Source organism: Cupriavidus sp. WGlv3, assembly GCF_023952475.1.
Classification (GTDB): domain Bacteria; phylum Pseudomonadota; class Gammaproteobacteria; order Burkholderiales; family Burkholderiaceae; genus Cupriavidus; species Cupriavidus phytorum.
In genome coordinates this window covers 352036-372438 of record NZ_JALHRX010000001.1, presented here as the reverse complement: position 1 = coordinate 372438, position 20403 = coordinate 352036, and the positions used below count along the sequence as shown (strand labels likewise).

Annotated in this window: 18 protein-coding genes and 1 riboswitch; of the genes, 6 read left to right on the top strand and 12 right to left on the bottom strand. The window is 67.0% G+C overall.

Annotated features, from left to right (window positions below; genetic code table 11):
- Positions 1-34: 34 nt before the first annotated feature.
- The 4 genes from uraD to MKD38_RS01750 all read right to left on the bottom strand — a co-directional run bounded on the left by uraD (position 35) and on the right by MKD38_RS01750 (position 4005).
- Positions 35-553, bottom strand: coding sequence for a 2-oxo-4-hydroxy-4-carboxy-5-ureidoimidazoline decarboxylase (gene uraD / locus MKD38_RS01765; protein ID WP_115706374.1), 519 nt, complete (start codon positions 551-553; stop codon positions 35-37).
- Complete coding sequence (gene puuE, locus MKD38_RS01760) at positions 550-1500, bottom strand: allantoinase PuuE (protein ID WP_252674386.1); 951 nt, start codon at positions 1498-1500, stop codon at positions 550-552. The genes uraD and puuE overlap by 4 nt, the downstream gene beginning before the upstream one ends.
- A gap of 157 nt (positions 1501-1657) precedes the next feature.
- On the bottom strand, positions 1658-3070 hold the full coding sequence (locus tag MKD38_RS01755; RefSeq protein ID WP_252674385.1) for a nucleobase:cation symporter-2 family protein: 1413 nt from the start codon (positions 3068-3070) through the stop codon (positions 1658-1660).
- Between the two features lie 170 nt (positions 3071-3240).
- On the bottom strand, positions 3241-4005 hold the full coding sequence (locus MKD38_RS01750; protein WP_252674384.1) for a GntR family transcriptional regulator: 765 nt from the start codon (positions 4003-4005) through the stop codon (positions 3241-3243).
- 298 nt (positions 4006-4303) lie between these two features.
- Here MKD38_RS01750 and uraH point away from each other — a divergent pair, with 298 nt between their 5' ends.
- Together uraH and MKD38_RS01740 are read left to right on the top strand one after the other, a co-directional pair.
- Positions 4304-4657, top strand: coding sequence for a hydroxyisourate hydrolase (uraH, locus tag MKD38_RS01745; protein WP_012352291.1), 354 nt, complete (start codon positions 4304-4306; stop codon positions 4655-4657).
- Between the two features lie 31 nt (positions 4658-4688).
- Positions 4689-5894 carry a urate hydroxylase PuuD gene (locus tag MKD38_RS01740; protein WP_252674383.1) on the top strand — a complete coding sequence of 402 codons (1206 nt, stop codon included), beginning with the start codon at positions 4689-4691 and terminating at the stop codon, positions 5892-5894.
- Positions 5895-6060: 166 nt separating this feature from the next.
- Here the strand turns inward: MKD38_RS01740 and MKD38_RS01735 are convergent, their stop codons facing one another.
- From MKD38_RS01735 to xdhA, 7 genes are all read right to left on the bottom strand, one after another.
- Complete coding sequence (locus tag MKD38_RS01735) at positions 6061-6636, bottom strand: TMEM165/GDT1 family protein (protein ID WP_252674382.1); 576 nt, start codon at positions 6634-6636, stop codon at positions 6061-6063.
- A gap of 27 nt (positions 6637-6663) precedes the next feature.
- A riboswitch (yybP-ykoY riboswitch) is annotated at positions 6664-6900 on the bottom strand.
- A gap of 49 nt (positions 6901-6949) precedes the next feature.
- Positions 6950-8122 carry a fatty acid desaturase gene (locus MKD38_RS01730; RefSeq protein ID WP_252674381.1) on the bottom strand — a complete coding sequence of 391 codons (1173 nt, stop codon included), beginning with the start codon at positions 8120-8122 and terminating at the stop codon, positions 6950-6952.
- Between the two features lie 188 nt (positions 8123-8310).
- Positions 8311-9633 (bottom strand): guanine deaminase, encoded by a 1323-nt coding sequence (gene guaD / locus MKD38_RS01725; protein WP_252674380.1) that lies wholly within the window; start codon positions 9631-9633, stop codon positions 8311-8313.
- 76 nt (positions 9634-9709) lie between these two features.
- Positions 9710-10765, bottom strand: a complete 1056-nt coding sequence (locus tag MKD38_RS01720) for an adenosine deaminase (protein WP_062797700.1) — start codon at positions 10763-10765, stop codon at positions 9710-9712.
- 55 nt (positions 10766-10820) lie between these two features.
- A complete protein-coding gene (xdhC, locus tag MKD38_RS01715; RefSeq protein WP_252674379.1) occupies positions 10821-11810 on the bottom strand; it encodes a xanthine dehydrogenase accessory protein XdhC in 990 nt (329 codons plus the stop codon).
- A 143-nt stretch (positions 11811-11953) separates the two neighbouring features.
- Complete coding sequence (xdhB, locus tag MKD38_RS01710) at positions 11954-14326, bottom strand: xanthine dehydrogenase molybdopterin binding subunit (RefSeq protein ID WP_252674378.1); 2373 nt, start codon at positions 14324-14326, stop codon at positions 11954-11956.
- A gap of 26 nt (positions 14327-14352) precedes the next feature.
- A complete protein-coding gene (gene xdhA / locus MKD38_RS01705) occupies positions 14353-15855 on the bottom strand; it encodes a xanthine dehydrogenase small subunit (protein ID WP_252674377.1) in 1503 nt (500 codons plus the stop codon).
- Between the two features lie 219 nt (positions 15856-16074).
- On the opposite strand from xdhA, the gene MKD38_RS01700 reads away from it, so the two are divergent.
- Complete coding sequence (locus tag MKD38_RS01700; protein WP_010809162.1) at positions 16075-17022, top strand: LysR substrate-binding domain-containing protein; 948 nt, start codon at positions 16075-16077, stop codon at positions 17020-17022.
- 9 nt (positions 17023-17031) lie between these two features.
- On the top strand, positions 17032-17553 hold the full coding sequence (locus MKD38_RS01695) for a GrpB family protein (RefSeq protein ID WP_252674376.1): 522 nt from the start codon (positions 17032-17034) through the stop codon (positions 17551-17553).
- Positions 17554-17557: 4 nt separating this feature from the next.
- Here the strand turns inward: MKD38_RS01695 and MKD38_RS01690 are convergent, their stop codons facing one another.
- Positions 17558-18391 (bottom strand): ABC transporter substrate-binding protein, encoded by an 834-nt coding sequence (locus MKD38_RS01690; protein ID WP_252674375.1) that lies wholly within the window; start codon positions 18389-18391, stop codon positions 17558-17560.
- A gap of 143 nt (positions 18392-18534) precedes the next feature.
- On the opposite strand from MKD38_RS01690, the gene MKD38_RS01685 reads away from it, so the two are divergent.
- Together MKD38_RS01685 and MKD38_RS01680 are read left to right on the top strand one after the other, a co-directional pair.
- Positions 18535-19632, top strand: a complete 1098-nt coding sequence (locus MKD38_RS01685; protein WP_116294675.1) for a substrate-binding domain-containing protein — start codon at positions 18535-18537, stop codon at positions 19630-19632.
- Positions 19633-19740: 108 nt separating this feature from the next.
- Positions 19741-20340, top strand: a complete 600-nt coding sequence (locus MKD38_RS01680) for a DUF4126 domain-containing protein (RefSeq protein ID WP_252674374.1) — start codon at positions 19741-19743, stop codon at positions 20338-20340.
- The last annotated feature ends 63 nt before the right edge of the window (positions 20341-20403 follow it).

The window sequence follows — 20403 nt, the reverse complement described above, 5'->3', positions numbered from 1 at the left end:
AGCGTTTTTTGTTATACAGGTGACGCTTTTTTGTTCAGGCGGATACTAAGTCGTCAAGACGGAACTGTGCAATGCGATGGATCTGGTTGATGCAAGTTTGCAACTCTTGCTGCGGTGTGTTTTCAACGCGGCGCGCGAACTCGGCGATGATGCCGTGGCGGTCGTAGCCGCGCACCGCGAGGATGAACGGAAAGCCGAACTTCTGGTTGTACGCCGCGTTGAGCGACTGCAGGCGGTCGAACTCCTCGGGCGTGCATTGGTTCAGGCCGGCACCGCTCTGCTCGCGCGTCGACTCGGCGGTCAGCTCGCCGCGCACGGCGGCCTTGCCGGCCAGCTCCGGGTGGGCGCGCACCAGCTTCAGCTGCGCCGCCTCGCCGGCTTCATCGACGGCCTGGCGCAGCGCCTGCGCCAGCGCGGCGCCGTCGGCGAACGGCCGTTGCGCGGCGGCGGTCTCGGCAAACCACGGCGAATGTTCGTAGATGCCGCCCAGCACCTGCACGAATTCCGCGACCGGCATGGTGTTGAGTTGGGCAATGGTGTAGGTCTGGCTCATGCTTGATTCCGGGGAGTGTAGGGGTAGGTGGCGGCCCAGTGCCGGGCGATATCGACACGGCGGCAGATCCACACCTTGTCGTGCCCCTGCACGTAGTCGAGGAAGCGCTGCAGCGCGCGGAAGCGGCCCGGGCGGCCGAGCAGGCGGCAGTGCATGCCGATCGACAGCATCTTGGGGCTGTCCTGGCCGTTCGGGTCGCCTTCGTCGTACAGCACGTCGAACGCATCCTTCAGGTACTGGAAGAACTGTTCGCCGGTATTGAAGCCCTGCGGCGTGGCGAAGCGCATGTCGTTCGAATCCAGCGTGTACGGCACCACCAGGTGCGGCTTCTTCTCGCCGCCGGTCACTTCGACCTCGGTCCAGAACGGCAGGTCGTCGCCGTAGTAATCGGAGTCGTACAGCAAGCCGCCATGCTCGACCACCAGGCGGCGCGTGTTGGGACTGTCGCGGCCGGTGTACCAGCCCAGCGGCAGCTCGCCGGTCAGGTCCTTGATGATCTGCATGCCGATGCGCATGTGCTCGCGCTCGATGGCTTCGTCGATGTTCTGGTAGTGGATCCAGCGCCAGCCGTGGCAGGCGATCTCGTGGCCCAGTTCGACAAAAGCGCGGGTCAGTTCCGGATGGCGCTGCAGCGCCATCGACACGCCGAAGATGGTCAGCGGCAGGCCGCGCTTTTCGAACTCGCGCAGGATGCGCCAGACGCCGGCGCGCGAGCCGTATTCGTAGATGCCCTCCATGCTCATGTGGCGCTCGGGGTAGGCCGCGGCGCCGACGATCTCGGAGAGGAATTGCTCGGAGGCGGCGTCGCCATGCAGCACGCAGTTCTCGCCGCCTTCTTCGTAGTTGAGCACGAACTGCAGCGCCACGCGCGCGCCGCCCGGCCAGCGGGCGTGCGGCGGGCGGGCGCCGTAACCGATGAGATCGCGTGGATAGTTATCGTTTGTCATGTGTCGTTGCTTGCTTCAGGAAACCACCCGGCACCGCCGTCCCGCCGCAGGCGCCGATCGTCACGCAATGAGCATGCCAGTCGTGCCGGCGGCGGCGCCGGTCTGCATCCGGGAGCCGGACCCTGGCGGGGCCGGCCCTGCGTTGCCGGTACTTCGATTACTCGGTGCCGTGCGAGTTGGCCGCGGCGTTGCGCATGGCCTCTTCGCGCGACTGGATGCCGTTGTAGAACAGGTTCAGCGCCACCGCCACGATGGTGCCGAGCACGATGCCGCTGTGCGTGAACGGGTCGGTCCACTTGGGCAGGTACTGGAAGAACGTCGGCGCCAGCGTCGGGATCATGCCGAAGCCGATCGAGATGGCAACGATGAACAGGTTGTGGCGGTTGCGGTTGCGGTTGAAATCGCACGAGCCCAGGATGCGGATGCCGGTGGCGGCGACCATGCCGAACATCACGATGCCGGCGCCGCCCAGCACGAACTGCGGCACCGAGGCCACCACGTGGGCCATCTTGGGAAACAGGCCGAAGGCGATCAGGATGATGCCGCCGGCCGCGGCGACGTAGCGCGAGCGCACGCCGGTCACCGTCACCAGGCCCACGTTCTGCGAGAACGAGGTGTAGGGGAAGGTGTTGAAGATGCCGCCGATCACCGTGCCCAGGCCGTCGGCGCGCAGGCCGCGGGTCAGGTCGTCGTTGCTCAGCTTCTTGCCGGTGATGTCCGACAGCGCCAGGAACATGCCGGTCGACTCCACCAGCGTGATCAGCATGACGATGCACATCGACAGGATCGCGGTCAGCTGGAAGGTCGGCATGCCGAAATGCAGCGGCGTGATCACGGCGACGAAGCTGGCTTCGTCCAGGCCCTCGAACGACACCTTGCCCAGGCCCATCGCCACCAGCGTGCCGATGATGATGCCGAGCAGCACCGCGCAGTTGGCCACCAGGCCGCGGCCGTACTTGGTCAGCAGCAGGATGATGATCAGCGTCAGGCCGGCGATGCCAAGGTTGGCCAGGTCGCCATAGGCCAGGTTCGGCACTTCCTTGACGACGCCGTCGATGACGGCGCGCGTGGTGGGCTGGCCACCGGCCGACCAGTTGATGGCCACGCGCATCAGCGACACACCGATCAGCGTGATCACGGTGCCGGTCACCACCGGCGGGAACAATCCCAGCATGCGCCCCATCAGCGGCGCGATCAGGATGCCGAAGATCCCTGACGCGATCACCGCGCCGTAGATGCCGAGCAGGCCGACATTGGGATCGGTGCCGATGGCGATCATCGGCGCCACCGAGGCGAAGGTCACGCCCATCATCACCGGCAGGCGGATGCCGAACTTCCAGAAGCCGATCGCCTGGATCAGCGTGGCCAGGCCGGCGGCGAACAGGTCGGCGTTGATCAGGAACGCCAGCTGGTCCTTGGGCAGCTTGAGCGCGCCACCCACGATCAGTGGCACGGCAACCGTGCCGGCGTACATCACCAGAACGTGCTGCAACCCGAGCGCGAGCAGGCGCCCGGAAGGCAAACGCTCGTTGGTGAGGTCCGTCGGGACCGCGGTGCTTGCGGAATTCATTGGTGCGTCTCCTCTCCTTTGGTTTGATGGGAACGCCACGTCCGTGCCGGCAGTTTGGTCGGTGTTGTTATGGGCCCGCCGTCGCCGCGCTCTCGTTTGCCCTGCCTGGGCGCGGTACTGACGACGGGCCTGCTGCCTTCTTCTTGCGGGGGCGTGACGGGAACACCGTGCTAGGTGGAGCGACCCAGCACGCTGCGAAGATCGAAGTTGCCCGGTTCGTCCGGCTGCACGCGGTCGGCGCAGGCGCCAAGGTGGTGCGCCATGCGCGACTGGGCCAGTGCGGCATTGCCCTGTTCGAGGGCGTCGAGGATTTCTTCGTGCTCGTCGAACGAGCAGGCGTTGTTGCCCGGCGCTTCCACGCTGGCGATCATCAGCGTGGTGCGCGACACCAGGCGGCGCATCATGTTGACCAGCAGCGCATTGCCCGACAGTTCCGCCAGCGCGGTGTGGAATTCGGCGGACAGGCGGATCCACTTGGGACGGTCGTGCGTCAGGAAGGCCTGGCGCTCATTGGCGACCATCTGGCGCAGCGGGGCGATCACGGCCTTGACGTCGGCCATGCCGGCCAGCTTTTCCAGCACCGCGCGCTCCAGCATCTGGCGCAGCTCGAACATGTCGTGCGCCTCGTCGGTCGACGGGCTGGCGATAAAGGCGCCGCGGTTGGGCTCGAGGTCGACCATGCCGTCCGCCGCCAGGTGCGACAGCACCTTGCGCACGGTGTGGCGCGCGGTGGCATAGATCTCGCAAAGCGAATGCTCGGTAAGCTTGGTGCGCGGCGGCAGCCGGTGCTCCATGATCGCGTCGTAGATCTCGTGGTACATGCGCTCCTCGACCGAGCCCTTGCGCGCGGGCTTGGCGGGCTTGCCCGGGATCTCGGTCGGCTCGCCGGCCTTGGATTCGGCGTTAGCGGCAATCAGCTTCAGGCTCTTGGACATCGTGGCACCGGCAGGTCAGGCAGGGCACCGTAAATCCTGCGTATCAGGGTACGGTGATCCAAAAATTGTTGACAATTATTTGGTTACGGCCTCAATATTGTCAACAAAACCAACTCAGGTTTTCGACAACTCAGGGAAATCCCTGAATTGCCAACGGGCAAGTGCAGGCGCATTGTCGCCACGCACCAACCCAGCGCCGGGATGCGTTACCAGACGTACCGAGCGGGCACCATCCCACACATGGTGCTAGTGAAGGCAGCGGCGCCCCTCACAACCCAATCGCAAAAGGACAAATACGATGGGACGCTTGACCACCCATGTTCTCGACACCGCTGCGGGCACGCCCGGGCAGGGCATGTCGATTACTCTCCATAAAATTGTCGACAATCGTCGCGAAACCCTGAAGACCGTGGTCACCAACCACGACGGCCGCTGCGACCAGCCGCTGCTGGAGGGCGCCGACCTCGCCGCGGGCGTGTACGAGCTGGAATTCGCCGCCGGCGATTATTTCCGCGCGCAGGGCGTGAAGCTGCCCGAGCCGGCCTTCCTGGACGTGGTGCCGCTGCGCTTCGGCATTGCCGACGTCAACGCGCACTATCACGTGCCCCTCCTGGTTTCGCCCTGGTCGTACTCGACCTACCGCGGCAGCTGAAGCGGTGGCATAGGGAAACAGGAGACAAGACATGGAAGGCTATATCCTCGACTGGGCCAATATGCTGCTGCGGTGGGTGCACGTCATCACCGCCATCGCATGGATCGGCTCTTCGTTCTATTTCGTGTGGCTGGACAACAGCCTGACCAAGCCCACCGCGCCGGACCTGAAGGAAAAGGGCGTCGACGGCGAGCTGTGGGCGGTGCACGGCGGCGGTTTCTACAACCCGCAGAAGTACCTGACCGCGCCCAAGTCGCTGCCGGAGAACCTGCACTGGTTCTACTGGGAGTCGTATTCGACCTGGATGAGCGGCTTTGCGCTGCTGGTGGTGCTGTACCTGTTCAACGCCAGCACGTTCCTGATCGACAAGAACGTGTTCGACATGTCGCCCGGCGCGGCGGTCGGCTTCGCGGTGTCGTACCTGCTGATCGGCTGGATCGTCTATGACAGCATCTGCCGCCTGTTCAACAAGAACGACCGCCTGGTCGGCATCCTGGTGGCGATCTACATCGCCGCCGCCGCCTACGTCGCGTGCCATATCTTCTCGGGCCGCGCGGCGTTCCTGCTGACCGGCGCGATGGTGGCGACGATCATGAGCGCGAACGTGCTGGCGTGGATCATCCCGGGCCAGCGCAAGGTGGTCGCGGCACTGAAGGCCGGCCAGCCGGTGGACCCGATCCACGGCAAGCGCGGCAAGCAGCGCAGCGTGCACAACACCTACTTCACGCTGCCGGTGCTGTTCGCGATGCTGTCGAACCACTACAGCATGACCTACGCCCACAAGTACAACTGGGTGGTGCTGATCCTGATCATGCTGTCGGGCGTGCTGATCCGCCAGTTCTTCATCCTGAAGCACAAGGGCAAGATCAACGTGCTGTGGCCTGCCGCCGGCGTCGCCGCGCTGGGAGTTGTCGCCGTGATGATCGCGCCGCAGCCGCGCCCGGCCGTGGCCAAGGCCGATGGCGAGGCCGCCGCGGCGGTCAGCTTCGCCAAGGTGCAGGAAGTGATGAACGCGCGCTGCGTGCAGTGCCACGCCGAGCAGCCGAAGATGATGCCGACCGCGGCCAAGGGCATCAAGCTCGAGACGCCTGAGGACATCAAGGCCCACGCCCAGCTGATCTACCAGCAGGCGGTGCAGCAGAAGGCGATGCCGCTGGGCAACGTGACGCAGATCACCGACGACGAACGTGCGCTGCTGGGGCAGTGGTTCGAAGGCGGTGCCAAGACTACGAATTAACGTGTTCTGCGCTGATCAGCATTGGGCTGCGCTCTTGCAGAGCCGGCCCGCGAAATCCGAGCATCGGTGATCGACGGTCCGGAGGGTTGCGCAGTTGGCAGCCGTCAGTACCGGACCGGCGAGGGTTTGAACGGGGCCTTGTGCCCCGTTTTTTTTGCCTGGCGCTTTATCCGCCGATATTCAGCAGCGCCAGCACCCCCAGCACCAGGAAGATTCCCGCCGCAATCTTGTGCACCAGCCCGATCGGCATCTTGTTGGCGAACTTGTCGCCAAGCAGGACGGCCGGCGCATTGGCGATCATCATGCCGAAAGTGGTACCCATGACCACCGCCAGCACCGCATCGCTGAAGCGCGCCGCCAGTGCCACCGTGGCGATCTGGGTCTTGTCGCCCATCTCGGCAAAGAAGAAGGCAACGATGGTAGTGCCGAGGATGCCGATGAAGCCCTTGACGGGCTTGGCCTGCTCGGCGTCGTCGAGCTTGTCGGGGATCAGCATCCACGCGGCCATCGCGATAAAGCCCAGTCCCAGGATCCAGCGCAGCAGGCTTTCGCCAACCACGTGCGTGATCCAGCCGCCGAGCGCGCCGGCGAAGCCGTGGTTGAACAGCGTGGCGATCAGGATGCCGAGGATGATGGGCACCGGCTTGCGGTAGCGCGCGGCCAGCACCAGCGACAGCAATTGCGTCTTGTCGCCCATTTCTGCGAGAGCGACGATGCCTGTGGAGACGAGGAAGGCTTCCATATTGGTCTTGTGGGGTAACCGGGCCGCAATGCATCGCGAGATGCCAATGACGCAACCCTTTCCCGGCCCGGCCAGAAAGGGATGGTCATCGGTCTCGCCAGGCATGGACGCTGCCTGGGCCGGTTTGGCCAGGCGGGTCCGGAGCTGCGCACGCCATAACCGCAAGCGGTCAAGTCTGTTGACGTACGCCCCTGTCCCCCGGAGTCCGCATTGCGCGGCGCGGTGAGAGCAGGGCGGCTACTCCCCAATGGAAGCGGCGATTATAACCGCGACGGCGGTGGATCGTCCACCGCCGTCGCGGCCGGCAAGGCGATCAGGCCGGTACCGGCGCGTTCTCGCTGGTCTGGCGGCCGCGGAAATCGGTCCAGCACAGCGCCTTGAAGTCATAGAGCTTGCAGCGGCGCGCCGTGTCGAAATACCAGCGCCACGAGAAGTTCTCGATGATGATGCGGCCCGGCAGCGCATGCTCCAGCAGCGCCTGCGCGCGCTTGAGGCGGTACAGCGGCACGCTCATGTCGACGTGGTGCGCGGTGTGTTCCATGATGTGGTGCAGCGCCGCGCCGATGCCATGGCGAAAGCGCAGATGCACGGTGGTCGAGACGAACGGCTGGGCCCGGGCCCACATCGTCTTGGTGTCGTACCACGCAACACTGGTGTGGGTATGGTGCACGTACAGCACGAAGCCGACGGTGATGTTCCACACCAGGAAGGGCAGCACGAAGCCGGCGCCGACCAGCATCCAGACGGACTGCTGCGTGGTCAGGGCCAGGCCGACCAGCGCGCCGATCCAGGCCAGCCCGAACGCGGCCACCAGCACGCAGTCGCCGGTGAAGATCGGGCGGCGCGTGGCCATCTGGCGCTTGCTGGGGAAGAACAGCTTGCACCACCAGATCTCCACCAGGTAATACAGGCCCGGACCGAAGCCGGTGCGGTAGATGCGCTCCATCACGCGGCGCCAGCGCGGCAGGGCGTTGAATTCCTCGAGCGAATACGGCGCCCAGACGAAGTCGAAGCCCTTCAGGTTGGTGTAGCCGTGATGGACCACGTTATGGCCGACTTCCCACAGGCTGTACGGCGTCAGCGACGGCAGGAAGGTCAGCCGGCCCAGCCACTTGTTCAGGCCGCGGCGCGGGGTCAGGCTCTGGTGGCAGGCATCGTGGCCGATGATAAACAGGCGCGCAATCACCAGCCCCGCCAGCACGCCCAGCGCGAGCTTGGCGGCCCAGTGCGGCGCCAGCACCACGCCAGCCAGCACGGCGCCGAACAACAGGTAATCGAAGCCGAACAGCATCAGCGCGCGCGGCGTGCTGCGCTGGCCCAGCGGGATCAGCCAGCCGCGGATGATCTTGCGCGACGGCAGCGGCGCGTCCGGTGCGATCGGTTCAGGCAGCGGAGCCTGGTGCTGCGCACGGGCGCGCGCGCCGGCATGCGCCCGGGCGTGCCCGGGGGCGGGGTCGACGGATTGAGCGGATTGATATGCGGTCATGCAGAACCTTCTGATTGCGGTCGATGGATATCGGTGCGCGGCAAGGCAGAGCGGCCGCGGCGGAACCGCAAGGTTAGAAGGCTTTGTCGAAGGCAGTCTTGACGGTCGTCAAGCCGGTGGGACGGCGGAAGCGGTAAGGGCGCGCCCGCCGCGGGTGCGGCGGGTTACGGATGCGGAAGTGTGGCGGATCAGGCTGCCGGGACGTTGGCCGGCTCGCCCATCACGTAGACGCTGTCGATCACGCGGTCGTCGCCCAGCATGGCAAAGGCGAACAGCTCTTCTTCCAGCGTTTCCGAGCGGTTGCTGCGGCGAGCGATCAGCGGCGTGGCCTTCGGATCCAGCACGACGAAGTCGGCCTCGCAGCCTTCGCTAAAGCTGCCGACGCGGCCGGTCCAGCCCAGCGCCTCGGCCGCGGCCCGGGTGGCCAGGTAGAACATGCGCAGCGCGGTCAGGTAGTAGCCGCCCATGCGCGCCACCTTGTGCGCGGCGTTCATGGTACGGAACATCGAGAACGAGGTGCCGCCGCCGACGTCGGTGGCCAGCGTCACGTTCAGGCGATTGGCATCGGACTGGTGGAAGTCATAGAAGCCGCTGCCCAGGAACAGGTTGGAAGTCGGGCAGTGCGCCACCGCGGCGCCGCTGTCGGCCAGCCGGCGGCGGTCGTCCTGGTCCAGGTAGATGGCGTGGCCGTACATCGCGCCGGGACGCAGCAGGCCGTAGCGGTCGTACACGTCCAGGTAGCTGCGCGAATCCGGGAACAGCTCGGCCACCCATTTGACCTCGTCGCGGTTCTCGGCCACGTGGGTCTGGATAAAGGCGTCGGGGTAGGCGCGCGCCAGTTCGCCGCAGGCGGCCAGCTGCGCCTCGGTCGAGGTCGGCGCGAAGCGCGGCGTGATCGCGTACGACAGCCGTCCCTTGTTATGCCAGCGCGACAGCAGGTCGGCGGAATCCCGGGCGCCGCTTTCGGCGGTGTCGCGCAGGAACTCGGGGCAGTTGCGGTCCATCATCACCTTGCCGGTGACCATGCGCAGGTTGCGCGCCTCGCTCTCGGCAAAGAGCGCGTCGGCCGAGGCCTTGTGCACCGTGCTCCAGACCACCGCGCTGGTGGTGCCGTTGCGCAGCAGTTCCTCGGTGAAGAAGCCGGCCACGCCGCGCGCGTAGTCGGGGTCGGCGAAGCGGCGCTCTTCGGGGAAGGTGTAGGTGTCGAGCCAGTGCAGCAGGCCCGGCGACGGCGACGCGATCATGTCGGTCTGCGGGTAGTGCACGTGGGTGTCGATAAAGCCGGGCACGATCAGCTTGCCGCGGTGGTCGATGACTTCGGCGCCGGCCGGGATGCGCGCGGCCAGCTGCGCGTAGTCGCCGGCGGCGGCGATGCGCCCGTCGGTGACGATCAGCACCCCGTCGTCCCAATACTGATACGCGTCCTCATGGAATTGCGGGTCGCGCAGGAAATGCAGCACGCGGCCGCGAATGGCGCGGGTACGGGAGTCAGTGGTGGGGTGGGTCGTCATGGTTTGTCTCTCGTGGCCGGCCCGCGCGGCACCGCATGGTGCAAGCAGCAGGCCGGGCTATTGGCATGCGCCGTGCTCAGGCCGCGGGGGCCGTCGCGGGCGGGGACTTGGGCGGAGCGGACCAGAAGTGGTCGACTTCCGCCAGGAACTCGGCCTTCTGCATGGCAGGCAGGAAGGCCGCTTCAAAACTGTTGCGGGCCAGCTTGTGCGCGTCGGCCGCGTCCAGCGGCAGCGCGTCGAAGGTGGCTTCCCAGTTCGCATTCATATAGCCGCCGAAGTAGGCCGGGTCGTCCGAATGCAGGGTGATTGCCACGCCCGCATCCAGCATGCGCTTGAGCGGGTGGTCGCGCAGGTCGGGATAGACCTTGAGCTTGACGTTCGACAGCGGGCACACCGTCAGCGCCACGCGCTCGCGTGCCAGGCGCTCGACCAGCGCGGCATCGTCGATGGCGCGCACGCCGTGGTCGATGCGCTCCGCCTTCAGGATGTCGAGCGCATCGGTCACATACTGCGCCGGGCCTTCCTCGCCCGCGTGTGCCACCAGGTGCAGGCCCAGCTCGCGCGCCCGCGCGAACACGCGCGCGAATTTCTCGGGCGGGTTGCCTTTTTCCGACGAATCGAGCCCGACGCCGACGAAGCGGTCGCGATAGGGCAGCGCCGCCTCCAGCGTGGCGAACGCGTCTTCCTCCGACAGATGGCGCAGGAAGCACAGGATCAGGCTGCTCGAAAAGTCGTATTCGGTGCGGGCCTGCGCCAGCGCATCGGCAATGCCGTCGATCACCACGCCGATCGGCACGCCGCGCGCAGTATGGGTCTGCGGATCGAAGAAGATCTCGGCGTGGCGGACGTTGTCGGCGACGGCGCGCTTGACGTAGTCCATGGTCATGTCGAAGAAATCTTCCTCAGTCAGCAGCACGCTGGCGCCGGCGTAGTAGATGTCCAGGAACGACTGCAGGTCGGTGAAGGCATAGGCGGCGCGCAGCGCGTCGACGCTCGGGTAGGGCAGTGCCACCTGGTTGCGCTGCGCCAGCCGGAAGATCAGTTCCGGCTCAAGCGTGCCTTCGATATGCACATGCAGTTCGGCCTTGGGGGTGCGGCGGATCTGTTCCGCGAGCGCGGCATCGATGGTCATGGGGGCCTCGTTTCTGGGCTTTTCTGTGCCGGCCGGCAGCACCGGCGGCACGGGTTCAGGGATGCACCGTCTCCGTGCGGCCCGCACGCAGCGCGGCAAGGCGCTGTTCGCGGACCTGGAGCAGCTGGGCGACGATGGCAACCGCAATCATAGCCGGAGCCTTGTCGGTGATCCCGGGAACCCCCATGGGGCATGTCATTTCCGCAAACCGGGCCGGGTCGATGCCGTGCTCGGCCATGCGGTGTTCAAAGCGCGCGCGCTTGGTCTTGGAGCCGATCAGGCCGAAGTAGGCGAAATCGGTGCGCTTGAGGATTTCCTCGCACAGGGTCTGGTCGAGCGCATGGCTGTGCGTCATCACCAGGAAGTAGCTGCCCGCCGGCGCCTGCGCGACCACGGCCTCGGGCGTGTCGCTGGCTTCGGCCTCGACGTTGTCGGGCAGGCCGCCGGGGAACAGCGTGTCGCGCTCGTCGACCCAGTGCACGCGGCACGGCAGCGTGGCCAGCACCTTGACCAGCGCATGGCCGACATGGCCGGCGCCGAACAGCACCACGTGCATGGTGTCGGGCACCAGCGTGTCGGTCCAGCTGCCGTCCGTTTGCAGCTCCACGCCGGCGAGCACCGCGCGGCTGTCGCAAAAAGTCACCGCGCCACGGGCCGGCACCTGCCGTTGCAGCGCGCGCTGCGCGGCGAAATTGCGCTCGACCCCATCGAGCCAGGCCAGGTCGGCCGGGCCCAGCACCTCGAACGCGAGCTGCACCACGCCGCCGCAGCACTGCCCCAGCGCCGGGCCCAGCGGAATGCGCTCGATCCGGCGCGGCTCGCCATGCACCAGCATCTCGCGGGCGATGTCCATGCCGCGCCATTCCAGGTGGCCGCCGCCGATGGTGCCGACCAGGTCGTCGGCGCTGACCAGCATGCGGATGCCGGCCTCGCGCGGCGCCGAGCCCTTGACCTCGACGATGGTGACCATCGCCACCGGCACGCCGGCACGCACCATGCGGGCGGCGTCGGCGAAGCGGAAGGGTTTGAGCGGTGCGTCCTGCATGGTCGAGGGCCTTGTGGTGATGCGTGGTATCGCTTGTGTCAGCGGTGGCGCGCGCCTGCTTCTGCCACCGGCCCCTCGCCTGTCAATGCAGTCGAGGGGGGAAAGTCCGGGGCCTCCGCAGGCGCGCGCTTCCTTGCCACCGTTCAGGCTGCGGGAGCAGCCACCCGAGCAGCCCCTTGCGCCGCCGCCGCGCGCACGGCATCCACGGCATCGAGGATCGCCTCGCTGGTGGCCGGGGCCTTCAGCGGCGGGTTGATGCGGTAGTCGCCCAGCGCGGCCACGGCGTCGCGGATCGCGAAGAACACCGAGAACGGCAGCAGCAGCGGCGGCTCGCCCACGGCCTTGGAGCGGTGGATGCTGTCCTCGACGTTGCGGTTCTGGAACAGGCGTACGTTGAACTCCTCCGGGCAGTCGTTGACCGTCGGGATCTTGTACGTGGACGGGGCGTGCGTCATCAGCTTGCCGTCCTTGTTCCACCACAGTTCCTCGGTGGTCAGCCAGCCCATGCCCTGGATAAAGGCGCCTTCGACCTGGCCAATGTCGATCGCCGGGTTCAGCGAGCGGCCGGCGTCGTGCAGCGCGTCGGCACGCAGCAGCTTCCATTCGCCGGTGAGCGTGTCCACCAGCACCTCGGAGCACGCGGCGCCGTAGGCGAAGTAGTAGAACGGGCGGCCCTGCAGCGACTTCTGGTCCCAGTGCAGCTTGGGCGTGGTGTAGAAGCCGTCGGACCACAGCTGCACGCGCGCCACATAGGCTTCGCGCGCCAGCTCGCCGAACGACAGGCGCAGCTCGCCGGCGCTGACCAGGTCATCGTTGAAGCGAACCGCGGACGGCTCCACGCCGGCCTTGCGCGCGGCAAACGCGGCCAGGCGCTCGCGGATCTGGCGCGCGGCGTCCTGCGCGGCCTTGCCGTTCAGGTCGGCGCCAGTCGACGCCGCGGTGGCGGAGGTATTAGCCACCTTGCTGGTGTCGGTCGCGGTCACGCGCACGCGTTCCATGCGGATGCCGAGCTCGTGCGCCACCACCATCGCCACCTTGGTGTTCAGGCCCTGGCCCATTTCGGTGCCGCCGTGGTTCACCAGCACCGAACCGTCGTTGTAGACGTGCACCAGCGCGCCGGCCTGGTTGAAGTGGGCCACGTTGAACGAGATGCCGAACTTCACCGGGGTGATGGCGATGCCCTTCTTCAGCACCGGGCTGCTGGCGTTGAACGCGCGCGTGGCCTCGCGGCGGGCGCGGTATTCGCTGCTGGCCACCAGTTCGTCGATCAGCTCGTGGATGACGTTGTCTTCCACGGTCTGGCCGTAAGGCGTGACGTTGTTCCCGGTCTTGCCGTAGAAGTTGGCGCGGCGCACGTCGAGCGCATCCTTGCCGACCGTGCGCGCGATATTGTCGAGGATGTACTCGACCGCGAACGCGCCCTGCGGGCCGCCGAAGCCGCGGAAGGCGGTGTTGCTCTGCGTGTTGGTCTTGCCGCAGTAGCCGTCGATCTGCACGTTCGGCAACCAGTAGGCGTTGTCGAAGTGGCAGATGGCGCGGGTCATCACCGGGCCCGACAGGTCCGCCGAAAATCCGGCGCGCGACACCATCTCGACCTTGACGCCTTCGATATGGCCCTCGTCGTCGTGGCCGACGCTGTAGTCGAACACGAAGTCATGGCGCTTGCCGGTGATCATCATGTCGTCGTCGCGGTCCGGGCGCAGCTTGACCGGGCACATCAGCTTCCACGCGGCCAGCGCGGCGCAGCAGGCGAACAGCGCCGACTGCGATTCCTTTCCGCCGAAGCCGCCGCCCATGCGGCGGCATTCCACCAGCACCTGGTGCGCCTGCCAGCCCAGCATATGGCACACGGCGTGCTGCATTTCGGTGGGGTGCTGGGTCGAGCACCACACTTGCATGCTGTCGTTCTCGCGCGGCGCGGCGTACGAGATCTGCCCTTCGAGGTAGAACTGCTCCTGGCCGCCCAGGTGGATCGTGCCGCTGTCCTGGTGGGCCGCGCCGGCAATGTGCGCGGCCGGTTCGCCGCGCGTCAGGTGCATCGGCGGCAGCACGTAGCTGCCGGCCTCGTGCGCGGCCTGCGGCGACAGCACCGGCGGCAGGTCTTCGTAGTCGATCACGCCGAGGCGGGCGGCGCGGCGGGCCGCGTCATGCGAGGTCGCCACCACAATAAAGACCGGCTGGCCGATGAACTGCACCACGCCGCGCGCCAGGATCGGGTCGTCATGGATGATCGGGCCGCAATCATTGGTGCCGGGGATGTCGTCCACCGTCAGCACGTCGACCACGCCCGGCGCGGCGCGCACCTTGTCGAGCAAGACCGACTTGATGCGCGCGTGCGCGCGAGCGCTCATGCCGAGCGCGGCGTGCAGCGTGCCGGCCAGCTCGGGGATGTCGTCGGTGTAGGTGGCGGTGCCGGCCACGTGCAGGTGGGCGGATTCGTGCGGACGCGAGATGCCGACCTGCGGTACCTGTTCGGCGGCGGCGTCGAGCAGGAAGGGTTCGGTTTGCTTGTTCATGCCGATTTCGTTCCTTGTTCTCTGGCTCAGGCCGTGGCGGTTTCGTTGATGCCGGCGCCGGGGGCGCGCACATTGACAGCTGCGGCGGGCAGTGCGTCGGCGTTGGTTTCCAGCCAGAACCGGTACAGCAGGTTGGCGGCGCCGCGGCTGCGGTACGACGCGGTCGCGCGCATGTCCGACAGCGGCGTGTAGTCCTGCGCCAGCGCGGCCATGCCGGCGCGGGCGGCGGCTTCGTTCCACGGCTGGCCGGTCAGGGCGGCCTCGGTGGCGGCGGCGCGCTTGGGCGTCGCCGCCATGCCGCCGAAGGCGATGCGGGCCTGCGTGACGATGCCGTCCTGCACGGTGATGCCGAACGCGGCACACACGGCGGAAATATCCTCGTCAAAGCGTTTGGACAGCTTGTAGGTGCGGAAGTGCTGCGGGCCGGCCACCGGCACGCGCAGCGCGGCGACGAACTCGCCCGGCTGCATGGCAGTCTTCTGGTAGGCCAGGTACAGGTCTTCCAGCGGCAGCGTGCGGCGCGTCTCGCCATGCTGCAGCACCACTTCCGTGCCCAGCGCGATCAATGCCGGCATCGAGTCGCCGATCGGCGAACCGTTGGCGATATTGCCGCCCAGCGTGCCGGCATTGCGGATCGGCAGCGAGGCAAAGCGCTTCCACATCTCTTCCAGTTCCGGGTGTGCGGCGTTGAGTGCCGCGTAGGCCTTCTCCAGCGTCACCGCGGCACCGATCTCGATCATGCCTTCGCGTTGCTCGACCTGGTTCAGGTCTTCCACCTGGCCCAAGTAGAGCAGGTTGCCCAGCTCGCGGAACTGCTTGGTGACCCACAGGCCGACGTCGGTGCTGCCGGCCAGGATGCGGATATCGGGCTGCGCCGCCTTGATCGCGCCGAACTCGGCCGCGGTGCGCGGGGCGAAGAACTCCTGGCCCTGGGCGCGGTAGCGGAAGGTTTCGCCGCGCTTCAAATTGCGCAGCGTGTCGGCGATCTGGCGCGGGTTGAGCTTGTCCGCGGTGGGGGCGGGCAGGGCCATCATGCGTTCGCCGGCATCGATGATCGGGCGGTAGCCGGTGCAGCGGCACAGGTTGCCGGTCAGGGCGTCGCAGATGGTCTGGCGCGAGGGCGCCTCGCCACCCGGGGTGTGCTGCTGGTACAGCGCCCACAGCGACATCACGAAGCCGGGGGTGCAGAAGCCGCATTGCGAGCCGTGGCACTCGACCATGGCTTCCTGCACCGGATGCAGGTTGCCGTCGGCCTGGCGCAGGTCCTCGACCGTGATCAGGGCCTTGCCGTCGAGCGTCGGCAGGAACTGGATGCAGGCGTTGACGGCCTTGAATTCGACGTCGCCGCCGTCCTGCAGTTCGCCGATCACGACGGTGCAGGCGCCGCAGTCGCCTTCGGCGCAGCCTTCCTTGGTGCCGGTGCAGCGCGCGTCTTCACGCAGGTACTGCAGCACGGTGCGGGTAATGGGGGCGTCGGATACTTCCTTGACCTGGCCGCGGTGGAAAAAGCGGATGGTTTGCGTCTCCATGGTCTTCTCTCTCTTGGGGATGGCGGAAACATAGCATCGCTACGTTTCATGCAATATTCGACCCAGGTGATATGCGCCATCAGCGGGAACGCCCGTCGGTGCCCGGCCGCACTGAGCGGTATGCTGATTTGACCAATTGTGGGGTGCCTGTCATACACTATGCGCCGTTCCCATCCCCCACGCCACCCATCCGGCCCTCGCCGGAGGGCCGCCATCGCCATGCACGGACGCGACCATCTCGATACTTATTTGCTGCGGGTGCTCCACACCCTGCTCACCGAGCAGAGCGTGACCCGCACCGCCGTGCGTCTAGGCCAGTCCCAGCCCGCCATCAGCAATACCCTGAAGCGCCTGCGCGAGATCACCGGCGACGCCATTTTGGTGCGAGGCAAAAACGGCATGGTGCCCACCGAGCGCGGCCGCGAACTGCTGGCGCTGGCCGAGCAGAGCCTGGCGGCGATGGACCGCATCGCGCGGCCGCCGCAGCAGTTCGACCCGGCCACCACCACGCGCACCTTCCACCTTGGCGCGCCCGACTACCTGGACGCCTTCTTCCTGCCCAATATCGTCGAGCGCGTGCGCCGGCTGGCGCCGGGCGCCAAGCTGTTCGTGCATCCGATGACGTCGTCGTCGGATTTTCTCGACGACCTCGAGCAGGGACAGCTGGATATCGTGGTCGGCAACTGGCTGTCGCCGCCGGAACACCTGCATATCTCGCCGCTGTTCGACGACGAGGTGGTGTGCATGCTGGGCGCGCAGCACCCGCTGGCGCGCAAGGGACTGACGCTCAAGCACTACCTGGAAATGCCGCACCTGGCGCCGGCGCCCTACGCGTCGATGCAGCGCAGCATGATCGACCAGGCGCTCGCCGAGCAGGGCTACAAGCGCAATATCCAGGTCACGCTGCCGTATTTCGGCCTGGTGCCGTATGTGCTGATGAAGACCGACATGGTCTTTACCACCGGCCGGCAGTTCGCCGCGCACTACGCGCAGTACCTGCCGATCCGCATGGTGCCGTCGCCGGTGTCGTTCCCGCGCATGCGCTTCTACCAGCTCTGGCACGAGCGCTGCCATGCCGCGCCGGACGTGATGTGGATCCGGCGCATGATCGCGGAGGTGGCGGCGGATCTGCCGCAGTTGCCGCGGCTGGAGGCCGAGGCGGGATGAGGCGGCGAGATGTCCGAGGACGGCGCTGAACTGCTGCGGCTCGACCCTTCCGAGCTGAGCGGCGTCGCCGCGGAGCGCTTGTTCCGGGCGCTCTGGCGACGCCTTGCCGCGGTCCTGCCCGCCGACGCAGTCATTGAGCACGTCGGTGCCACGTCGGTGAGCGGCTGCCTGACCAAGGGTGACCTCGACATCTGCGTGCAGGTGAGCGAGGAAACGTTTGCCGAGGCCGATCGGGTGCTGGTCGCGCTATATGAAAGGAACCTGGGCTCGGTGCGTACGGCTGGGTTTTCTGCCTTCAAGCACGACGAACTGCGGCCACCGGTGGGCATCCAACTGGTGGCGCGCGGCGCGCCCCTCGACGTATTCGTTCGCTTCCGTGATTGCCTCCGGGCCGATCCGGGGTTGGTCGACCATTACAACGCACTGAAGCGCAGCTACGACGGTGCGGCAATGAGCGACTACCGCGCGGCTAAATCGGCGTTTATCGAGCAGGTGCTGGGCGCAGCGGGCCAGGTGAGACCCTCTCAATAGGACGTCACTTGGCCTTGTAGTCCGGGAAGAACAACTGCTCCCCATCCACCTTGTAGCCCCCAATCACGTCCTGTCCTTCCTTCGACGTGATCCACTCCACCAGCTTCATCGCATCCTTGTAGTTGGTGCCCGGATGCCTGGCCGGGTTGACCGCGATGATCCCGTACGGGTTGAACATCTTCGGATCGCCCTCGATGGCGATTGCCAGGCCGGTCTTGGCGCGGTAGGCGCCATAGGTGGCGCGGTCCGACAGCGTATAGGCCGGCATCTGTGCCGCCATGGTCAGCACCTCGCCCATGCCCAGGCCGGCGTTGACGTACCAAGGCTGGCCCTTGGGTTCGATGCCGAGCTGCTTCCAGTAGTCCTTCTCCATCACGTCGGTGCCGGAGTTGTCGCCGCGCGAGATGAACTTGCTGCCGCTGGCGGCGAGCTTGCGGAACCCGGCCAGCACGTCCTTGCCGCCCTTGACCCCGGCCGGGTCGCTGGCCGGCCCGACCAAGATGAAATCGTTGTACATCACGTCGCGCCGGTTGACGCCGTAGCCGGCGGCGACGAACGCGTCTTCCATCTTGCGCGCGTGCACCAGCAGCACGTCGACATCGCCCATCTCGCCCATTTTCATGGCCTTGCCCGAGCCGACGGCGATGACTTTTACCCTGACGCCTGATGTCTGCTCGAAACGCGGCAGCAGGTGCTTCAGCAGGCCGGAGTTCTCGGTGCTGGTGGTGGTGGCGAGCTTGATCTCGCCGGCCTGCGCGGCCGACAGCAGGCCGAGGCACAGCAGCGGCACGGCGAGGTGGCGCGCACGGCGGCGCAAGGGTTGGGCACGGCGGGACATGGGCGATCTCCTCGTTATTATGTTCTTGCCGACATAATTGATTTTGCCTCCGGATCTCAGGGAGAATCCGGCAAAACAACATAAGAATGGGTATTCATTGTGGTCCAGCCGAGTTCGACAAGTAAATATGTAGCGGGGAACCTATGACTTTCCGCTTCGACCTGTTTCCGGTGATCGCCTCCGACGACAATCCGCGCGCCAATGCCAAGGTGTTCCAGCTGCTCAAGGCGGTGCGCGAAACCGGTTCGCTGCACCGCGCCGCGCGCGAGATCGGGCTGTCGTACCGCCATGCCTGGGGGGTGATGCGGTCATGGGAAGAGATGCTTGGCCGCAGCATGCTGGATATGGAGCGCGGGCGCGGCGCCTCGCTGACGCGCTTCGGCGAGCGCCTGCTGCGCGCCGAGCTGCGCCTGCGCGAGTCGATCGAGCCGGCGGTGCAGCGCGCCATGGCGGAGTTCATCGCCGATCTGGACGACGCCCAGCAGCCGCAGTCGTGCGTGCATTTCACCGGCAGCCATGACCCGGCGGTGGAAGTGCTGGCCGCCGCGCTGGGCACGGCCGGCAGTCCGCTGCAGCTCGACACGGTGTTCTGCGGCAGCGTGGAAGGGCTGATCTGCCTGCAGGAGCGCCAGTCGGAGCTGGCCGGGTTCTATGTCTCGCCGGTGCAGACCGCGGGCTCGGTGGCGCATGTGACCTTGCGCAAGTGGCTGCGGCCCGGCGCCGTGCGGCTGCTGCGGCTGGCGTGGCGCGAGCAGGGCCTGATCCTGGCGCCCGAGCTGGCGCGCGAGGTGCACGACCTGCGCGGCCTGGCGCGCAGCCAGGCGCGCTTCGTCAACCGGCAGCGCAGTTCAGGCACGCGCATGCTGTTCGACCAGCTGCTGGCCGCCGAGGGCCTGTATCCCGACCTGGTCAATGGCTACGACGAGACCGAGTTCAGCAATGAAAAAGTGGCGGAAGCCGTGCACAGCGGCCGTGCCCAGGCCGGTTTCGGGCTGCGCATGAACGCCGAGGCCCACGGGCTGGCGTTCGTGCCGCTGACGCGCGAGGCCTATTACCTGGCGCTGCGCAAGAACGACCAGACCGCCGGCTGGATGGCCGCGCTGCTGGCCCTGCTGGCCGATCCGGCCTTTGCGCGGCGCATCGAGGCGCTGCCGGGCTATACCATGGCCGAGCCGGCGGGCATCCTGACCCCGCAGGAGGCGCTGCCGTGGTTCGGACCGGACGGCAAGGAAGGCAGCTGAGCCACGGCCGGACCGGTCCCGGACCGGTCGGGCCGGTCCGTATTACACTCCCTGCCAGGGCGCGCCGGTCTCTGCACCGGTCCGCGCCGGACCCTTGCAAGGAGCGCCATGCTGGAAACCGCCGCGCTGGCCGCGGGCATGTCCTGGGCCAGCGGATTTCGCCTGTATCTAGCCGTGCTCGCCGCCGGGGTGCTGGCGCGGCTGGGCTGGCTGGAACTGCCGCCCGGGCTGCAGCCGCTGGAGTCCTGGTGGGTGATCGGCGTGGCCGCGGTGCTGGCGGTGGCGGAGTTCTTCGCCGACAAGGTGCCGGCGTTCGACACCGTCTGGGACGGCATCCATACCTTCATCCGCATTCCGGCCGGGGCGATCCTGGCGGCCGCCGCGTTCGGCCAGCTGGATCCGCAATGGGTGGTGGCGGCGGGCCTGATCGGCGGCACGCTGGCCGGCACCGCGCATGCGGTCAAGGCCGGCACGCGCGCGCTGATCAACGTGTCGCCGGAACCGTTTTCCAACTGGACGGCCTCATTCACTGAGGACCTGACCGCCACCGGCAGCCTGCTGCTGGCGTTCTTCTTGCCGGTGCTGTTCCTGGTGCTGCTGGCGGTGTTCCTGGTGGGCTCGGTGTGGCTGCTGCCGAAGTTGTGGCGCGGGGTGCGCCGGCTCCATGCCAGCCTGCGCGGCGGTACCCGGCATGATGTGCCGCGCTAGCGGCACGGCCGTTCCCGCCAGCTTTTTTTGCATTACTGACTGACCCGAGGCGCACCGGCGCCA